Source organism: Microvirga calopogonii (assembly GCF_003347665.1).
In the GTDB taxonomy this organism is placed as follows: Bacteria; Pseudomonadota; Alphaproteobacteria; order Rhizobiales; family Beijerinckiaceae; genus Microvirga; species Microvirga calopogonii.
In genome coordinates this window covers 1-17,867 of record NZ_QDGA01000096.1, presented here as the reverse complement: position 1 = coordinate 17,867, position 17,867 = coordinate 1, and the positions used below count along the sequence as shown (strand labels likewise).

The 17,867-nt window shown below is 58.8% G+C and carries 15 protein-coding genes and 3 pseudogenes; 4 read left to right on the top strand and 14 right to left on the bottom strand.

Features of this window, described 5'->3' with window-relative positions:
• Positions 1–420, top strand: a pseudogene (locus DDF70_RS30190) (IS6 family transposase); the annotation flags it as partial.
• 287 nt (positions 421–707) lie between these two features.
• On the opposite strand, the gene DDF70_RS30185 reads toward DDF70_RS30190, so the two are convergent.
• Entirely contained in the window at positions 708–1,739 is a 1,032-nt protein-coding gene (locus tag DDF70_RS30185; protein WP_114948375.1) for an IS110 family RNA-guided transposase, read from the bottom strand.
• Between the two features lie 118 nt (positions 1,740–1,857).
• Here DDF70_RS30185 and DDF70_RS38405 point away from each other — a divergent pair.
• The 3 genes and pseudogenes from DDF70_RS38405 to pcaD form a co-directional block, all read left to right on the top strand.
• Positions 1,858–2,079, top strand: a pseudogene (locus tag DDF70_RS38405) (IS6 family transposase); the annotation flags it as partial.
• 637 nt (positions 2,080–2,716) lie between these two features.
• Positions 2,717–3,124, top strand: coding sequence for a hypothetical protein (locus DDF70_RS30175; protein ID WP_114948374.1), 408 nt, complete (start codon positions 2,717–2,719; stop codon positions 3,122–3,124).
• Between the two features lie 341 nt (positions 3,125–3,465).
• Positions 3,466–4,242: a 3-oxoadipate enol-lactonase gene (gene pcaD / locus DDF70_RS30170; RefSeq protein ID WP_114948373.1), complete on the top strand. Its 777-nt coding sequence runs from the start codon at positions 3,466–3,468 to the stop codon at positions 4,240–4,242.
• Between the two features lie 135 nt (positions 4,243–4,377).
• On the opposite strand, the gene DDF70_RS30165 is transcribed toward pcaD, so the two are convergent.
• From DDF70_RS30165 to DDF70_RS30115, 13 genes and pseudogenes are all read right to left on the bottom strand, one after another.
• Positions 4,378–5,088: an ABC transporter ATP-binding protein gene (locus DDF70_RS30165; RefSeq protein WP_114948372.1), complete on the bottom strand. Its 711-nt coding sequence runs from the start codon at positions 5,086–5,088 to the stop codon at positions 4,378–4,380.
• Positions 5,085–5,843, bottom strand: a complete 759-nt coding sequence (locus DDF70_RS30160; protein WP_114948371.1) for an ABC transporter ATP-binding protein — start codon at positions 5,841–5,843, stop codon at positions 5,085–5,087. The genes DDF70_RS30165 and DDF70_RS30160 overlap by 4 nt, the downstream gene beginning before the upstream one ends.
• Complete coding sequence (locus DDF70_RS30155; protein WP_114948370.1) at positions 5,840–6,724, bottom strand: branched-chain amino acid ABC transporter permease; 885 nt, start codon at positions 6,722–6,724, stop codon at positions 5,840–5,842. Before DDF70_RS30155 ends, DDF70_RS30160 begins: the two co-directional genes overlap by 4 nt.
• Positions 6,724–7,587, bottom strand: coding sequence for a branched-chain amino acid ABC transporter permease (locus DDF70_RS30150; RefSeq protein WP_114948369.1), 864 nt, complete (start codon positions 7,585–7,587; stop codon positions 6,724–6,726). Before DDF70_RS30150 ends, DDF70_RS30155 begins: the two co-directional genes overlap by 1 nt.
• An 88-nt stretch (positions 7,588–7,675) precedes the next feature.
• Entirely contained in the window at positions 7,676–8,896 is a 1,221-nt protein-coding gene (locus tag DDF70_RS30145) for an ABC transporter substrate-binding protein (RefSeq protein WP_114948368.1), read from the bottom strand.
• A gap of 24 nt (positions 8,897–8,920) precedes the next feature.
• Positions 8,921–10,156 carry a metal-dependent hydrolase family protein gene (locus DDF70_RS30140; RefSeq protein ID WP_114948376.1) on the bottom strand — a complete coding sequence of 412 codons (1,236 nt, stop codon included), beginning with the start codon at positions 10,154–10,156 and terminating at the stop codon, positions 8,921–8,923.
• A 102-nt stretch (positions 10,157–10,258) separates the two neighbouring features.
• Complete coding sequence (locus DDF70_RS38870; RefSeq protein ID WP_114948367.1) at positions 10,259–10,891, bottom strand: TetR/AcrR family transcriptional regulator; 633 nt, start codon at positions 10,889–10,891, stop codon at positions 10,259–10,261.
• Positions 10,892–11,377: 486 nt separating this feature from the next.
• Positions 11,378–11,917, bottom strand: a complete 540-nt coding sequence (locus tag DDF70_RS39080) for a DEAD/DEAH box helicase (protein ID WP_342633964.1) — start codon at positions 11,915–11,917, stop codon at positions 11,378–11,380.
• Between the two features lie 219 nt (positions 11,918–12,136).
• Positions 12,137–12,520: pseudogene (locus tag DDF70_RS39075) on the bottom strand (DEAD/DEAH box helicase family protein); the annotation flags it as partial.
• A gap of 18 nt (positions 12,521–12,538) precedes the next feature.
• A complete protein-coding gene (locus tag DDF70_RS37660) occupies positions 12,539–13,921 on the bottom strand; it encodes a TOTE conflict system archaeo-eukaryotic primase domain-containing protein (RefSeq protein ID WP_205772503.1) in 1,383 nt (460 codons plus the stop codon).
• 1,400 nt (positions 13,922–15,321) lie between these two features.
• Positions 15,322–16,224 carry a DUF1186 domain-containing protein gene (locus DDF70_RS38395; protein WP_114948366.1) on the bottom strand — a complete coding sequence of 301 codons (903 nt, stop codon included), beginning with the start codon at positions 16,222–16,224 and terminating at the stop codon, positions 15,322–15,324.
• A gap of 317 nt (positions 16,225–16,541) precedes the next feature.
• Positions 16,542–17,168: an IS66 family transposase gene (locus DDF70_RS30120; RefSeq protein WP_114948365.1), complete on the bottom strand. Its 627-nt coding sequence runs from the start codon at positions 17,166–17,168 to the stop codon at positions 16,542–16,544.
• A gap of 165 nt (positions 17,169–17,333) precedes the next feature.
• The coding region (locus DDF70_RS30115; protein WP_114946867.1) for an IS630 family transposase at positions 17,334–17,867 on the bottom strand (534 nt) is incomplete at its 5' end.

Genomic DNA, 17,867 nt, shown 5'->3' with positions numbered 1-17,867 from the left:
TGGTTGTACTTTCGGTTCCCTCTGAGCCTACGGCTGGTCGAGGAGATGCTGCTCGAGCGCGGCATCGTCGTCTCCTATGAGACGGTCCGCCGCTGGGCGCTGAAGTTTGGACCAGCCTACGCGCGCCGTCTCCGGCGCAAGACCCCAAGCCGCCGCGACGTGTGGCATCTCGATGAGGTCGTGGTCACGATCTCGGGCCAGAAGCATTGGCTCTGGCGGGCGGTTGATCAGGACGGCTATGTGCTCGATGAGATCGTCCAGAGCCGACGCGACACCAAGGCGGCCAAACGCTTGCTGAAGCGTCTCTTGCGCAAGCAGGGCTGCCCGCCCCGGCGCATGATCACCGATAAGCTCGGTTCTTATGCTGCTGCCCGACGTCAGGTCATGCCAGATGTCGAACACCGCTCGCACAAAGGGCTTCTCTATTCGGCCGGGTTCAGTCAAGCGCTTCCGATCTGTTTGGCTCCATGACATCACTGTCCCGCGGGTTCTCGCTTCTCTCCGGAATCAGCGCAACGGCTCTTCCACTATAGGGTCAGACGAATGAAGCGGAACGATCTCAACAGCGTCCTTTGTGCCTGAGGCGCAAGCAACATCCCTTTGTGCGGACTCGCTTCATTCATCGTCCCGCGAGGGACAGCTCTCCGCCTCGGGGCGGAACCTTGTCGTTCTGTCTGGCTCGGACAGTCTTCGTCGGCCAGACGCACCTACATCGCCTGAGCCTCCCGCGTCCACCGGAACTCAGTGCCATCACACCAGATCCGATGCAAAATGGTCGCCAGCCGGCGGGCGAGCGCGATGACCGCCTTTCCCCGCCCGCGTCGCTGGGCCACTTTCATGGCCCAGGCTTTCAGCCAGGACCAGCGGCTGGCTCGGGTCAGGATGATCTGAGCTGCCTCAAACAGCAGCGTTCGCATCATGGCATCGCCGCACAACGAGATCCGGCCGACCCGGTTGCTTTCCCCGGACTGATGCAGGACAGGTGTCAGCCCCAAGGCAGGCCCCACCGCCTTGGAGCGCCGGAAGCGGGCCGGCGTGTCGATCGTGGCCACGAACGCCAGGGACACCACCGGCCCCACTCCCGGAACCGTCATCAGGCGCCGGCATACCTCATCATGGCGGACCAGGGCCAGCAGCTTCCGGTGCAGGGTGGCAAAGTGCTCGCGCAGCTCGCGACGGGCCTGCAGCAGCGGTTGGATGACCTCGATCAAATCGGGCATGCTCTCGATGAGCTCACGGATGCGCGCCTCGAACCGAACCGTTCCGACGGCCCCGACTTTGAGCCCGAAATTGCGCAACAGACCGCGGATGTCGTTCTCGACCGCAAGGGCTTTCTCCTGCAGGAGTTTGCGGGCGGTGAGCAGAGCCCGGCGCTTCTGGCTTGAGAGCGTTTTGACGTGAACCGGTCGGAACAGGTTGACCCGCATCATCTGGGCGATGCCGCGCGCATCATTGCGGTCGCTCTTGTTCACCTGCGCCTTCAGGAAGGCTTTGGCGTGGCGCGTCTCGATGCACACGACAGGAAGTCCGGCTGAGGCGAGCCCCTCGAAGAGCCATTGCGAGAGCGGCCCCGCCTCGAGACCAATCCGCTCGAGGTGCCAGGCGGAGTCTTGCAGAAGCTGCAGCAGGTCATCGGGATGAGAGACGACCTTGATCTCACGGCAGATCTTCCCCGTCTCGTCAACGATGCACACCGACGTCTCTTTGACCGAGACATCCAAACCCGCATAGTGTTTCATGCTGCGCTTCTCCCACTGAGGCCTGAGGCCGCTGCGAACGATCCTCGTTGTACCATTCGCCTGCAGTGCAGCACCTCACCGGGAATCGAGGGCTCCGGCGGCAGGCCGAATACCCCATCTCAACAATCGGGCGGAGAATTCGCATCTGCCGTTCCGGCGACGCGAACGGGCGAGGCAGGGCTTTCGATCTGCCGGAGGGCTGCAGCGGTTCGTCAACGTGTTCTCTGCCGTCTGCAATCTTTTCGTTCCACCCCGCTCCCGCCGCTCTGCCCGCGCGACCCACCTTCACCGCCTCAACGCCATGGCGGCGTGGAAAGTGGCGGCAAATGTCGCTGCTTGAAACTGTCGTGCGGCCGAATCTGCCTCGATGCGTCCGATGTGGGTTAACGTGACAACACCCAGCTGAGGCTCCGGGCGATGTTGTTACCCCACGTTTCCTTATGCTCTCCTAAAGCACCTGACACTCCAACTATCACGCAGACCGTCGAAAGTGGTGTCTTGCCGAACTCTATGTTCGGGGTGTTCGAACGCATCCTCCTTGAACCGTTACGAAGTGTATTCGAAAAGGGCCTATGTGATAAGCGCAATGGGTAAGACAAGTCTGAACATTCTGCGACTGGTCAGGTTGCCCGGTTCCCGAACCGCCACTAGAGCATCGGACCCAAAAGTGGATTTGCACTTTTGGAATTGATCCGATGCTCCACTCTTGGCTGGCGCATCGTTCAGGGCGGAACCATAGGGCCACGTTAGTGAAAACCGGGTCCACTTTTCCGTCCGATGCGCTAGAGCTTTTCCACTTGCGTGGAATCAGCTCTCTTCTTTGCTGGGTTGCATTTTTTGACGATGAACCAGATCCACTTCATCGAAAAATGCTCTAAGGTCATCGCGAGGTAGTCATTCCCACGGCGATCGGTCGAACATGATAATCCCGTGATGCTCTCGGGGAAGAATCCAGCTGCCCAATGCCAGGAGCCACAATGAGCGACGTTACAAAGAAAGCAATTCGGAAGGGCATCGACAGCTTTGTTGCAACCTTTGGCGAAGTCCCGATGCAGTATCAGCTGCTCGCTCACTATGCTCCAGGGGCCTTTGCCGGCTACGGGCTCATGCGTGACTTCGTGATGCGGGATCAGGCGGCCGGGGGTGCGCTGGATTTGAAAATGAAGGAGTTCATCTTTGCCCTCTTGGATGTCCAAGGCGGGTTCACAGCCGGAGCAAAGGCGCATGCCGCCAATGCCGTAAAGCTCGGCCTGACATTGCCAGAACTCGCAGAGGGTTTGGCGCAAGTCATTATGGTCGGCGGGATTACGACATGGAACACGGCGGGCGCCGAGGTGCTGCAGCATTGTGTCGAAATCTGCGAATCCGGCGTGCCGCAGGCATAAGATTCCAGCGATCGGAGTTCATGCTGGCATCCAAACTCTGCATGGTGCCGCCCCATGCGAGAGGATCATACTGGGGAGTGTTTGGGCTGGACAGGCCGATGCAGGAACCCTTAACTAAGGGTAAGCAAAAACAATGGGACCTCGAGCCAGATACTGCCAATCCCGCACGTGCTAAAGCATCGTGCGAAGAAGTGGGAACCGGTTCTTTGCGCAGAACGATGCTTCATCATAGAGATAGAGCACGCATTCTGATCCCGTCAGAATGCGATTTGCTCTAGCTGACGGCCCGGAACCCTAGTCTCACCCATGAGCCACAAGCATGAACCAAGGGAGATAAAATCGTGCCGGTTATTCGCGTCAATGGGGACGATTTTTTCGTACAGCTTGATGGGCCTGCGGAAGCCCCGGTTCTTCTCCTGTCGAATTCACTCAGCTCCGACCTCTCCATGTGGGACGATCAGGTTCCGGTTTGGGCCCAGCGCTTTCGGGTGGTCCGCTATGACCAACGCGGGCACGGCGCCAGCGTCGTCTCGGCGCCGCCCTACTCGATGGATCAACTCGGCCGCGACGTCATCGGCATCATGGATGCACTCAGGATCGAGAGAGGACACTGGTGCGGGCTGTCGCTCGGCGGCATGGTCGGAATGTGGATGCTGACGCACGCCCCGGAGCGGATCGATAAGGCCGTTCTCGCCAACACCTCCGCTTATATGGGACCGGTTGAACTATGGAATGGGCGCATCGAGACGGCCAGGCGCGGAGGCATGGAAGCTCTTGTCGAGCCGACAATCGAGCGCTGGTTTCCTGAGCACTTCCGAAAGGTCGCACCGACAACGATGGACCGGATGCGGGCAATGATTCTTCGGACTCCGGTGGAGGGCTATCAGGGATGCTGCGCCGCCATCCGTGACATGGATCAGCGGAAGTCCATCAGAAACATTGCCAATTCCGTCTTGCTGATCATTGGCTCCCGCGATCCGGCCACCCCGCCTGCCGACGGCGAGTTGATCGCTGATTCGATCAGGCATGCGAAGACCGTCGTTCTGGACGCCGCTCACATTTCCAACATCGAGCAACCTGCGGCATTCGCTTCAACAGTTCTCGATTTCCTCTCATGACGGCAGATTCTCTGGAGCAGGTTGTGCCTCCATGAAGCCGCAACCTGCTCCAAGTGCCTCTTTCGGGCACCTGGCTCACGGCGAGCCGTCCTCCGTCTGCGGGGGAAAGCTCAAGGGACTGAAAACCGCTTCTCATCACACATGCGCCGCTCGCCCCAGATAGAGTTCGGCAGCGCGATCATCCGCGAGCAGGGTTTCCGCCTCGCCCGAGAGAGCGACCTGTCCCCCATCCAGGATGCAACCCCAGTTCGAGATCGCGAGCGATTGACGCGCCCGCTGTTCGACGACAAGCACCGAGACGCCGAGACTTGGCAACCTGCGGATCAGGTCAAAGGCATCCGCGACCTTCGCAGGCGCGAGGGCCGCCGTGGGCTCGTCCAGGATCATCAGGCGGGGGCGCGTCATGAGCGCCCGCGCGAATGCCAGCTGCTGGCGCTCGCCGCCGGAGAGGCTGCCCGCCCGTGCCCGCCTGCGCTCACCCAGAAGCGGGAACGTCTCGAACAATTCGGCGATCCGCCTGGCCTGATCCTTCACTCCAACGACCACCTGCAGGTTTTCAAGGATGCTCAGCGACCCGAACACGTTTGCAACCTGTGGCACATAGCCAATGCCGCGGGCGATGCGCGCTTCCGTCGGGAGCGACACGAGATCCGTGCCCTCAAAAACGATGCGGCCGCTCACGCGCGGCAAGAGACCGACAATCGCTTTCGCAAGCGTCGATTTTCCCGCGCCGTTCGTACCCGCAACGGTCAGGATCTCACCCTTTTGCAGCGAGAGCGAAATACCATTGAGGATGTCCACCTCGGCATAGCCACCGCGAACATTGTCGATTTCCAGCAGTGTCATGAGACGCCTCCCAGATAGGCTTCCCGCACGAGGGGATCGTCGAGGACGGCTTGCGGCGTTCCTTCCGCGATGACCTTGCCGCGGTCCATAACGGCGAGGCGTGGAACAAGCCGGGTCAGCGCTTCAAGGTCATGCTCGATGACGATGAAGCCGATCCCCTGCGCATTGAGTTCGACAATCCGCTCCATGATCTCATCGATCAGCACCGGGTTGACGCCGGCGAAGGGCTCGTCGAGCAGAATCAGGCGCGGCTCGACCATCAGCGCACGGCCGAGTTCGAGCAGCTTCTTCTGGCCGCCAGACAGCTTTCCGGAGGGCTGATCCGCGACTTTGGTCAGCTTGAGAAAGCTGATTGTCCGGTTGACCCGCTCGGCGATCGCCCTCTCCTCCTCGCGGACCAGGCCCGGGCGGAAGAAGAGGCCCAGCAGGCCCTCTCCGGTCTGGTTCGGCGCGGCCGCCATCAGGTTCTCGCGAACGGTCAGATGCCGGAACTCGCGAGGCACCTGGAACGTCCGTACCATTCCGGCTCGTGCGCGTGCAGAAGGAGACAGGACATCGATGGGCTTCCCGTCCAGAAGGATCTGTCCTTCATCCGCAGGGACAAAGCCCGATATGACTGAAAACAGGGTCGACTTCCCGGCTCCGTTGGGCCCGATGATGCCGAACAAAGTGCCAGTGTCGACCTTCAGGCGCACCCCGTCGAGGGCTCGAAATCCCCCGTAGGACTTGCTGATGTTACGAACCTCGAGGCTCATCGCTTCGTATAATCCCCCATGAGCCCCTGCGGGCGAAACATAATGAACAGGATCAGAAGGAGGCCGACCGCACCGATGCGCACCGAGGCCATGTCAACCTCGGACACTCCCGGGATGATGTCGCGCAGGAAGCGCGACCCTTCTAGGAAAAGCATCAAGATTGCGGTACCCACGACCGCGCCGGACACGCGCCCCACGCCGCCCATGATGATCGCCATCCACACGTAAAATGTGACGAGCGGGATGAACTGATCCGGGACGATATACGTGATGTAGTGGGCGTAGAACGCGCCCGCCACGCCGGCGAGACCGGCCCCGACGACGAGCACCTGGATCTTGAACCGAGCCGGATCCTTTCCGAGAGCCTGCACGGCCTCCTCGTTGTCGCGGATCGCCTCGATGAGACGCCCGAAGGGCGAGCCCGCAATGCGGCGTATCATCCATATTCCGAAGAGGGTCACAGCAAGGACAGTCGCAAGAACGGCGGCCTGGGCCACGGTGCCCCCGAGGCCGTCATAGAGCCGCGGGATGCCGGGGATGCCCTGAACGCCGCTCGTCAGCCATTTCTCGCTCGTGATGACGATCCTGACGACTTCGGAGAACCCGAGCGTGACAATCGCGAAATAGTCGTCGCGCAGGCGGAGCGACACGAGCCCGATGGGCCAGGCCGCGAGCGCAGCCAGCCCCGCCGCCGCCGCGAAGCTGAAGACGAGCGGCACGCCCTTCAGAGCCAACAGAGCGCTCGCGTAGGCCCCGATCGCAAAGAAGCCGACATGTCCGAAGTTGATCAGGCCGGTAAGGCCGTACTGAAGAGTGAGGCCAAGGCTCAGGATGACATAGATGAGGGCGATAATGCCGATTGCGATAAGATAGGCTTCCATCAGCGGGCTCCTTCCACCTGACCGAACAGACCCCGCGGCCGTATGAGGAGGACAGCCAGCATGATGACGAACGCGAGGGCGATCTTGTAGGTGAAGCCGACGAATGGGGTCGAGACTTCCTGCACCACGCCGAGGATCAGGCCGGCAACCACGGCGCCGACCGGGGATCCGATACCCCCGAGGATCGCGGCCGTGAAGGCCGGAAGCAGCATCTCCCACCCGAACTCCGGCGTCACGATGGTCTTGATGCCCAGCATCATACCCGCCACGCCTGAGACGCCGCCCGCGAGCAGCCAGAGCGCGATCATCACGCGGTCTGGCCGGATACCCGAGACCCGCGCAAGATCCCGGTTGTCCGCGACAGCGCGCATTCGACGGCCGATGGGCGTCAGGTACAGGATCGCGAAGACGACGCCGAGAGCCACGGCAGCCACCGCCGCCAATTGCATGTCGAGGGGCGTGATCCTGATGCCGCCGAATACGTAGGGGCGCGAGAGCGGAACCTGAAAGACCAGCTGGCTGTGCCCGAAGGCGACGCCCAACACGGCGCGGATAAAAAACGCGACGCCGATCGACGCGACCAGAAGCGCCACGACGGACCGTTCCGCTAAGCGCCGGAATACCATGACGTAGGCCAAGAGAGATATCACGCCTGTCGCAACGATTGCACCCAAGCCACCAAACGCGATCGATCCTGTCGCTTGGTGGGTGAAGAGCGCCGCGTAGGCACCGAAGGTCATGAAGTCGCCGGTGGCCGCGTTCGGGAAGCGAGCGATCCCGAAGACAAGCGTAATCGAAAGTGCCGCCAGGCCGATGACGAGCCCCTGGACGATGCCATTCACAAGCAGTTGGGCATAAAACATGTACAACCTACAAACGTAGTCTTCCCCACGGAGGGACCCATTGCGGCATCCGGCCCAGCAGCCCGGGCCAGACGCCGGTAGGGAGCGGTTAGATCTTCACGACGTAGCGGCGGTTCAGCTTGCCGCCTTCGATAAAGAAGACACCGAAGTCGGGCGTCACGTCGCCGTACTGATCGAAGTCGAGGACCGAAGAGGCGCCCTCGTAGTTGATCTTGCCCTTCTTCAGCGCTTCCTTGGCCTCCGCATACGTATAGACCTGCTGCCCGTCAGGGTTCGAAACTTCCCGGATCTTGGCATTGATCGCCGCCGTGTCGGTGGCGTTGGCCGCCTCAATGGCAAGTGCGAGGGCATGCACCATATCCCACGTCATGGCTGCATAAACATTCGACTGGCCGGGCTGCCCTGTAGCCTTCCGGTATGCCTCGTCATAAACCTTGTAGGAAGGGGCATTCTCGTTAGAGACCGAGTCGACGGAAATGACTCCCTCGACAACTTCAGGCCCGACAGCCTTCACAAGGTCAGGGCTGGCTGCCCATCCTGGCATAACCCATTTGACCGGCTGACCACTCTGATACCACTCACGCATGATGATCGTGGTGTCGGCGAGATAGGAGCCTGTGACGATCACATCAGGGTTCGCTGCCAGAATTTTTTGCAGCTCGGAGCGATAAGTCGGCTGGTTCGGCTCATAGACAACGCTTTCGACGACCTTGTGACCTTTGGCCTCCCAGGCCTTGCGGAAGCCTTCCGTATTGCCGATGCCCGAGGCATTGTTGAAAGCCATCGTAGCTGGCCGCTTGAACCCTTCCTTCTCGCAGATTTCTGCAAACGCGCGCCCAAAGCGCTCATTCGTTGCTTGGAAGCGGTAGGACAAACCCTTGGCATTGGCGGGCGGCACCGAGAGCGCCGGCGCGCCTGACGTGTTCATGAGGATGATATTCGCGTCATTGGTGAGCGGCACCACTGCAAGCGAAACGCCCGACGACCATGTCCCCAGAATGGCTTGAACCTTGTTGACGTCGATGAGCTTCTTCGCCGCGAGCACGCCGGCCTGAGGGCTAGTCTGGGTGTCCTCTGAGATGACCTCGATTTTTCGCCCCGCAGCGCCGCCGGCTGCGTTCACTGCCTCGGCGGCGGCGATGATCATCTTCTGCATGCCGGATCCAAACGGGCTGCCGGATCCCGTGACCGGACAGAGCGCTCCGATTCGGAATGTCCCCTGCCCCTGTGCGCGAAGAATGGAAGGCACACCGATCAGCGCCGTTGCGGCGCCGATCGTGCCCATGAATTGGCGACGAGTGGTATTCATGTGAGTTCCCTTTCTGGCGTTATGCTAATTGAGCTCGTTCTTGGTGAATTGACCGCCTTTCATGATGAATGGCATGTGGCGGCCTTGGTTGGTAAGCAGCGACAGGTCCGCAAGCGGATTGCCATCGACTGTGATCAGATCAGCGTAGGCTCCGGGTGCGACGGTGCCGATTTGCCCTGTCATGCCGATGAGTTCTGCAGCGTTGATAGTAGCGGAGCGAATGACCTCAGCGGCCGGCAAAACGCGGCCACGGATCACGAATTCCTCGGACTGATGGCGATGCATTTCTCCCAGGAGATCGGTTCCGAACGCCATGGTGACACCGGCGCGCTGCATGATCTCGAGAGACTCGAGGCCACGCAGGCGCACGTCATCGATCTTGGCCACGGAGGTCGAAGGAAGTCCGAGGGACTCTCCTTCATTTTTCAGTGCTTCGTACGTGACGAGGGTTGGGCAGGCGATCGCACCGCGCTTCTTCATGAGGGTCGCAGTCTTGTTTTCGATCAGGTTCGCGTGCTCGACCGAGCGCACGCCGAGCTCGACGGCGCGCGCGATAGCTTCATCTGTGTAGAGATGAGCCGATACATAGGTCTGGGCATTGCTCGCTTCCTCGACGATGGCACGGATTTCGTCGTTCGAGAAGCCCAGGAACGCGATTGGATCGGTCGGAGAAGCAACGCCGCCATTCGCCATGATCTTGATGAACTGAGCGCCTTGGCGGATTTCATCACGCGCTGCATGACGGCAGGCCTCGACACCGTCGCAGATACGGCCGAGAGCACCAAGCCGCCGCGTCTGGTAATCCGCGCTTCTATTATCGTATGGCCCCCGGAAATCGGCGTGTCCTCCAGTTTGCGACAGGGCCTTGCCGCAGACGATCAGGCGGGGTCCTTCGATCAAGCCTTGGTTCAGTGCATCGACGAGGGCGGAGGTCGCTCCGCCGACATCACGCACTGTTGTAAAACCGCGATTGAGCATCCCCTTCATGATGCGGGCTGCATGGTAAGCAACGATTGCATCGGGAAGTAGCGCATTTTGGCCGAGATTGACGAGCCCTGCAATCACGTGCACGTGGCAGTCGATCAGTCCAGGCATCAATGTCTTGCCGTTAAGATCAATCACCCGCGCCTGTCCGGATGTGATCCGGCTTTCGGATACTTCCCGAATTCGGTCATTTTCAATGAGAACATGCATCGGAGCGCTTGGCTCATCAGCCGTGCCATCGACAATCCTAGCGTTCGTAAGCAGTGTAAGCGACATGATGGTGGGTCTCTCCGTCTTAGCCATTCGCCATCGTAAGCAATCAGTGGCGTTTCAAAAGGGCAGAATGATTACAGGTGCGAGCGGTATTGCTCAGCGGGACTACTGTTTCGCGGCACACTCCTTCAGGATGAATGTTTCCCGCAAGTGATCCTTCCAGTACGCGAGAAGATTCTGGAAATAGTCTGGGTCATCGCGCACAATTGTTTGGGCGACCATGCCACGGATGAGGCACATCGTGGCATTCAGCATCACCTTCGCACGGGCAGGATCAAGCCCTGCGTATTCGGAAAGTCGCGTCCATATGGTATCGAGAGCCGCGTGGAATTCCTTCACGACCGGCACCATCTGCGCCTTGAAATCCGGGTTATGGCGGGCTTCCGGCAGGTACTCCAAGGTCACGAGGAACAATCCGCCAGCCATCATGTCCCACAGATAGTCGATGACGTCATCGGTCGACACACCTTTCAACTCGTCAGCGAGCCTGTGCAAATCGGCCGTTACGTTTCGAAGTTGATGCTGAACAGCTCGGGTGACGATCTCTTCCTTGCTCGCGAAATGATGGGTGAGCGCTCCGCGTGAAACTCCAGCAGCGGCGGCAATGTCCGTTGTGGTCGTGCGGGAATAGCCGCGCTCGAGCAAAAGCGTAATCGTAGCATCAAGGAGACGAAGCCGAGTTTCGGCAGCTCTTTCCTCCTGTGTTCTTCGCACCGCCTTTTGTACCGCCATTTCCATGCAAACTTTCGACCTCGCCGGACATCTGCCGTGGGAGGAGAACAAAAAAACCAACAGACATGTTTGTTTTTGATTAAGGCGGTTTACCGATCGGCCGTCAAGCTGTGCCCGGTGAAAAAAGGAAGCAGTTGCGTATTAGCCCTGCATGAACTTTGGTCTTAGCCATGCGCAAAGCTATGCAATTTCATTGCGACAATGCTCTGCAAGTGGGCCTGAGCTGGGTGGGGGCTGCTCCCGACAGGCCTGCCGCAGCCAGAGCGGTGCCGGCGAGCAGGATGCGGCGATGGCTGATGCGCCGGTCTGCATGCTCAGCCCGGGATATATCCGGCGACACTGTTCGCGGCTCATAGCGCTCTCCTCTCTGGCGATGCAGACGAAGCCCACATGGCGTGTCTCGACGATATGCTGGCATCGTAGGTTGGCTGCATGCCCTTGGGGATAGACTTCGAGCGGATAGCCTTGGCCATTTCATTTCTCTCTGAGGACTCAGATTGCCTCGGCAGCGCTTAGTCGAAAATGCGGGTTATCCTCCCCCACTATTGGGCCCTCGTCACGAGAGAACAGGTCTCCAGCGTGTGTGATCTCATACCCAAGCGCTTTATAGCCAAGCTCCCGCCGGGCAGCCATCTTGGCAAGCATGGGCTCGCCCTCATCCACATAATCATAGATGGTGACCTCGCGCTTGCTCTCGTGTAGCCGATGGAGCCTCCCCGCATATTGGGCCAGGGTTCCACGCCAGGAGATTGGCATGGTCAGGAAAAGCGTATCCAGGCGGGCATCGTCGAAGCCTTCCCCAAGGTAGCGTCCGGTCGCTAAGATTACGCGCTCTTCTCCATTCGCTATAGCCTCCAGCTTCTCCATGGTCTGCTTGCGCTCCTTCGCTCCCATACCACCCCTGAGAACAATAACGTTCTTGGCGAAACGTGAAAGAGTTTCGGAAATCGCCTGGAGGTGATCCTTGCGCTCGGTGATCACAACAGGCGAGCGGCCTGCCTCCAAGGCGGCTAGGATATCGTTGAAAAGCATCTGATTGCGAGCTTGGTCACGGGCAAGAAGACCATAAAGGTCCTGGATCGAAGGCGGCCCGCCTGTCCCCTCGCCCCCGCAGCGAAACCCAGTCTGCCGAACGACAACTCGGTGCGAAAACGGCCTGGAGGCTGCCTGCTTCTTCGCGTCGACTCGGTAGCGAATAGGACCGCACTGCATGAATATGATTGGATGGTGGCCGTCCTTCCGTGTCACCGTGGCGGACAAGCCCAGCACGTATTTTGCCTTAGCGGCTCGAGCAATGGCCTCAAAACTCACTGCAGACAGATGATGACATTCATCCACGACGAGATGCCCATAGTCAGCAACCACGTCGGATACCTCACCTTTCCTCACCAAGCTCTGGATGAGAGCGACATCAATCACACCGGTTGGCTTTTTCTTGCCGCCTCGAATGACTCCGATAAGAGCTGGTTCGATGTCCAAGAACGTGCGCAGACGAGCCAGCCACTGGTCAAGCAGTTGCTGCCGATGGACCAGGATTAGGGTGTTTCTGCCGCGGTCAGCGATGAGCTTGGAAGCTACAACTGTCTTTCCAAAGGCTGTAGTCGCTGCCAGCACACCAGTATCATGCGCCATTAGAGCGGCCGCAGCTGCTTGCTATTCAGGAGTCAGCGCGCCCAGGAAGCATGTCTCAGTCGCTGCGCCTTCCCGACGCTCATCTCGGAGTTCGGCCCGAATGCCATTGGCCATCAGGAGATCAAGAGCTGCGTCCAGACATCCTCTTGGTAAAGCAATATGCTTGACGAACAACTCAGCGCAGGAGATTACGCGAGGCTTTCCAAAGGTCGGTAGTCGCATCGCCTGCGCCGCGTAGAACTCTGGGTTCTGGAATGCTGCTAGGCGGATGAGACGGTTGACGAGAGCAGGCGGCAAGGCATCCCGATCGATGTAGACTTGATTGCCTAGCACGACATCGACCTTCTCCGGCATGGTGCCCGCAATAGGAGGCTCAACTTTTCGTCGAGACGGCGGCGCGGTCCAGGGCTCCTCGTCATCGTCGTCAATCGGTAAGCGCACTCCGAGGATCTGACCCGCTGCAGACGCCCTCTCGACCATACTCGTGACTTCAATGGGGCTCATGCGGCGGAGACTCGACAAGAATGCCCACTGATCCTCATAAGGCCGCAACTGATCATCGACGAAGACGCTATTCCTATTCTGCCGAGGACCGTTCTGCAATGGCAAGGCAATGAGATTGCCGAAGCCACCAACCGGCATGGTGTCTTGACTAGGGAAGAACCGATCATACGATTCAAACCCGATATCGGGGCAACGCTCCATTGTCTCCGTGATCAGGTGAGCTCCGAGCTTGCGAGCCTCAGATGCAGGCACGGGGTCCGAGAAAAAGATCCAGACGTGACCACCATTGCCAGAGCGAGAGCGCTCAAGTGCGGCGGAAATGCCCTTCTCACGACAAGCTGCCAAATATGCCAGGGCATCGCGCTGCCAAGACCGCTTATCGAAGTCTGCGGCTAGGAACCAGCAAGTCTCATCAAGCTGCAGTGGGTAAACCCCAGCAACGAATGGCTCTGATCGCGTTGGATTGGTGATATCCCGCCCCTGAAGATGGCACCGGACCACCTCCTCTGACAGAGGGATGAATGCCTGATTTGGGCAGTTGGCGCATTTGATCCTGGGCTTCTCGCAAATACCGCGGACCCATTCGTTCCGACACACAGGGGAATAGCCAACCTTGCCGCTCTTCGGGTTTTGCCACCTGCGAGGAAAAACGTCATCGCGCCCATGGAAAAGGGAGAGGAACAATGCGACCTTTGCCGAGTTGGGCGACGCCATTGTGACGCTTGCGTCAACTATCTCTTCTAAACGTAGTGTAGATGTCGCCTTGGCATTGCGTTGTTCATTCAGGCGGCTCAGTGCTGCAACGATCTCGGCGCGCTTGCAGTCGAGATCGGCGAGACGCCTTTCGAGTTCCGCAATCTCTGTATCAAGATCGTATTCTGGCACCATGTGCTGTGCCATCCCTATCCGTTGAACGTGTGCATACATCACCGGAAATTCAGGTGGCGAGCAAGAACCAGGGAGCAATCACTTTCTCACACTGCACCTCATTATAATACAACATTTTGCTAACCAACTAAGCGGGCGAGGCGTTGCAAGCTGACACAGGGATTATGATTTGATGCCGCACAAAGCTAAATCACTGTAGATGTTATACCTTTTCCGGACTAGCTCTACGCTAGATATGGAGCATGAGCGTGAAGGTCCGCTCACGCCACCAATCCGGAAATCTCAGTAAGGTCTACCCAGTGCCATAAAGGGACGTTCACGCGGAATGCGGAGCTATCTGGGGCATAATTTCTGTAACATTCTGCTCCAGACACGCTCCGAGCCTGTGATTCCTAAACCATAGGCCGGAAATTCGAGTCTTCCCAAAATCGCTAGCCCTTACAATAGCTTACTCGTTTTCCGTTTCCCTGCCGCACCTTTGACTTAGATAGCGGGATAATAAATGGGTAACAGCGACGGAAGCTCAGTCTGGCTGAGGCGGCCCGATTCGGTCGCGAGTGAGGCTACGTCTCGGACGTGAGGCGTCGGTAGTATCCAGCCATAGTTCCATCTGAGCCGCCCTGAGGGCGCTGTTGTTTGACGACATCCGCGCTCGCCTCGAGCGCGTTTGACGCTTTCGCGTATGATTGGGTCCTGAGGCGTCATCAGGCTCAAGTCCCGGCAACAGGTACTGAGTAGGAAGCTCTGTAGCTCCAGCCTCTTCGACGTGCGACTCGGGTGAAGGTGTTTCGCTAGCAGGCTCGTGGTCTAGGAGTGTGCCCTGTGTTGAGGGGGCAATCTCAGACGGGTTGTCGACACGCCCAGCTGGAGCAACATCAGCAGAACCCGACGTAGCCTTACCCAGAGCTTTGGTCTTCGCCCTGCCTTCTGTGTGCCATTCCTCCTGATGCTCTGTGATGTCCCGTACTGGCAGATCGTCAGGTGCAAGACCGTCTATGGGATAGTCATCATCATCGTATTCAGCGTGCCTAAGCGCGACGTCCGGACCTCTCGTCCTGCCGCTCCTTCCCTTGACCCTCGATGTGGCTCGATCGCGTAGCATACGTGCTCCTAGTTCGGCATATCACCTCAGCGCGCGACTGAGAAAACCCTAGCAGATCTACTCTTACTCACCTCGCCTTTGGTATACGCTGGTCCCAGTACTCAGGGGGAACCTCGTCCATGTCGCTGCCTGTGCCACCGCCGCCCATGCGCCCGCTATCAGGGGAAGCGCACAGGTGGCAAGCGTGACAGCAGGAATAAAACGGAGCACGAAGGGTAGGATCAAGTGCTGGAGATCTGAGAAACCGCCGATTGTGTCAGCTCGTGGGGTGTCCTCTTTCAGCAGACACGGAAGGAGGCGGGAGAGATCCTCAATGGAGGCAGCACTTCTTGAACTTTTTACCGCTGCCACATGGACAGGGATCATTTCGGCCGACTCCCTTGAACGGGTCGGCAAAAGGAAGGGGCGTATCGGCAAGGAACAGGCGGGCATCTCCAGGCGTGGTGGCCCGCCGCACCTGATCCCGCTTGGCCGCCTCCGAGAAAGCGTACCAGCTCGAGAGCTCGCCAATTGCATCCTTGAGCGGCTCGATCCCGTCGTGATGAAAACCTACCATGCGCTTGGGATCGGCCAGGGTGCGCCCTAGATCCTGGCAAAAATCGTCATAGCTCATGACCATGCGATCGATCAGACCGCGCAGGAAGGCTTGGCGGACAACATCAGACAAAGCCTCAAGGCCGAGGAGCGCTACGGCCCGTACCCAGCCGGTCCAGACAAAGCTCTCATGCGCCGGTTGCAGGGTGTCATAGAGTCGGAGCAGGTACGCGTCCGTCTCGTCTCCAGGGATGCGCCCGGTTGCCGTCAGATAGGCCAGCACCTCCAAGGCCCCAGCACGAACGAACTCATCCGCCTCCGACGCCTCAATCACGCACTTGAGGGTATCGAGATCGCTGTCATAGGTGCTGATCAGGATTTGCTTGAAGGTCGTCGTGATGCTATCGCCCAACAACGTTTCAATAGCTTCACCATCCTGCGCAAGATCGCATAAGAGCGGGAACACGCGTGTGTCCTGCTTCTCGCCCGCAAGGTGGAGGATAAAGAAGACTGCGCTCGCCGCCTCGTCCGATCGATCCGCTCCGCTGACGAAGCGCTCCAGTATGCTGAGCAGTGCGGGGGCGGCCTCGTCCCAGTTGTTGAGCGCCCAATCCATGGCCTCTCTGGGCAGATCGTGACCTGCACTCGCGAAGGCTTGGGTCGCGGCGTCGATGTCCATAGAACTCCTCCGTCTCTTTACATAGGAGTAGCCATGTCTAGTATGAGCTAGTCGTGGCGTACAGATGTTGATGTGTGGCGCAGCTTTCCAGGACTGATCCGACAGCAGTTGCCAAGGTGGCGCGTGCAGCCTTCTCACTCCAGGCCCTGTCAGGCTGGCGGCAACTCCTCGATACAAACCAAAGCTTCATCACGACTGTCTTGCGAAAGCTGAAGCTGTCCTCGAGCTTTAGTCCTTGATCCCTCACCCCTTGGAACAGGAGGACCTACATGCGGGACGTTTGATGCCATGCCGGGGATGCTCCTTCGCATATTCGATTATTCATCAATATCTGTGTGGCCAGACCGAAGGAAATCTAAAAAATTTCTCCCTCTATAATGTAGAGTTTGCTGGATGCTCAACAAAACGGCATATTCTTTCGCTCCTTTCGGAGTGCTTGCGATCAGGCCATTTCGCAACTTCACATACGCATGAACGGCATGCTCCGCGTTATTGTTATTCCACGGCACATTGTCGTATTCGAGGAACGTGAACAGCCTGCCCTTATTCTTCTCGATCCTCTTTCTCAAAACGGATCCGGCTTCTGTCTTACATTCGAGCGTTATGACGTTCTCGATGAAGTTCGCTGCCGGCCGCTTGTACTTTCTGAGGTGCCGCGCCTTCAGGCCATATGTGTCAATCGTTTCGACGATCTTTCGCAACAAATCGCCAAATCCCCGCGCGATCGACGCAAGTTCCTCATTGAACGGGTTCTTACACACCTGCTCATTTATGTCCCGCATCAGGTGGATTAGGCACTTCTGTTGCGCGCAAGGCACCGAGTCGTATGCGGCATAGAAATCCGACACCAGTACTCCGCTGAACCCCTTCAATACCTCCTCCAAGATCGCGGCTTCACGGGTTTCCGCATGTACGTAGGCGACGGAAGTCAGGTTCGTGAACACTCACATGTAGTGCCCACCACCGTTTAAAGCACCTTTGGTGACGCCGGCTTTTGTCTCATCGGCGTGCACGAGAGGTCCCTGCATGATCTGAGGTGAGGATCTGGCGATACGTCGCTTCGTACTTGTCGGCCATCTGATATTTTATGTAGCTAGAGCATCGGACGGTTAAACGGACGCATATCCGGCGGCCTTGAGGTAGTTCCAACATTCTTGCGGCTCGAAGAGATTGCAGATGTCACCGAGCGCTCGCCAGAGCGCGTCGAACGTTCGGGCCTCGGCCTTGCGCAGGTGCGCTTTGATCTTGGCGAAGGCCTGCTCGATCGGGTTCATATCGGGCGAATAAGCGGGCAGAAACAGGAACCAGGCGCCGCGTTCTCTCAGACACTGCGCGGCCTTCTCGCTCTTGTGGACAGCCAAGTTGTCGAGGATCACCACATCGCCTTGGCGCAGGGTCGGCGCGAGTTGTGTCTCGATGTAGGCCTCGAACGCCAAGCGGGTGATCGGGCCATCGCTCACCCACGGTGCACACAGCTCGCTGCACCGCAGCCCTGCGAGACAGGTATCGGTTTTCCAGTGTCCAAAGGGGGCGCTCATCCGCAGCCGCTGCCCTTTGCGTGAGCGCCCGCGCAGGCGCGTCATCTTGGTGTTGACGAAGGTCTCGTCGAGAAACACCAAGCGGTGCGGCTGCTCGCGCATGCG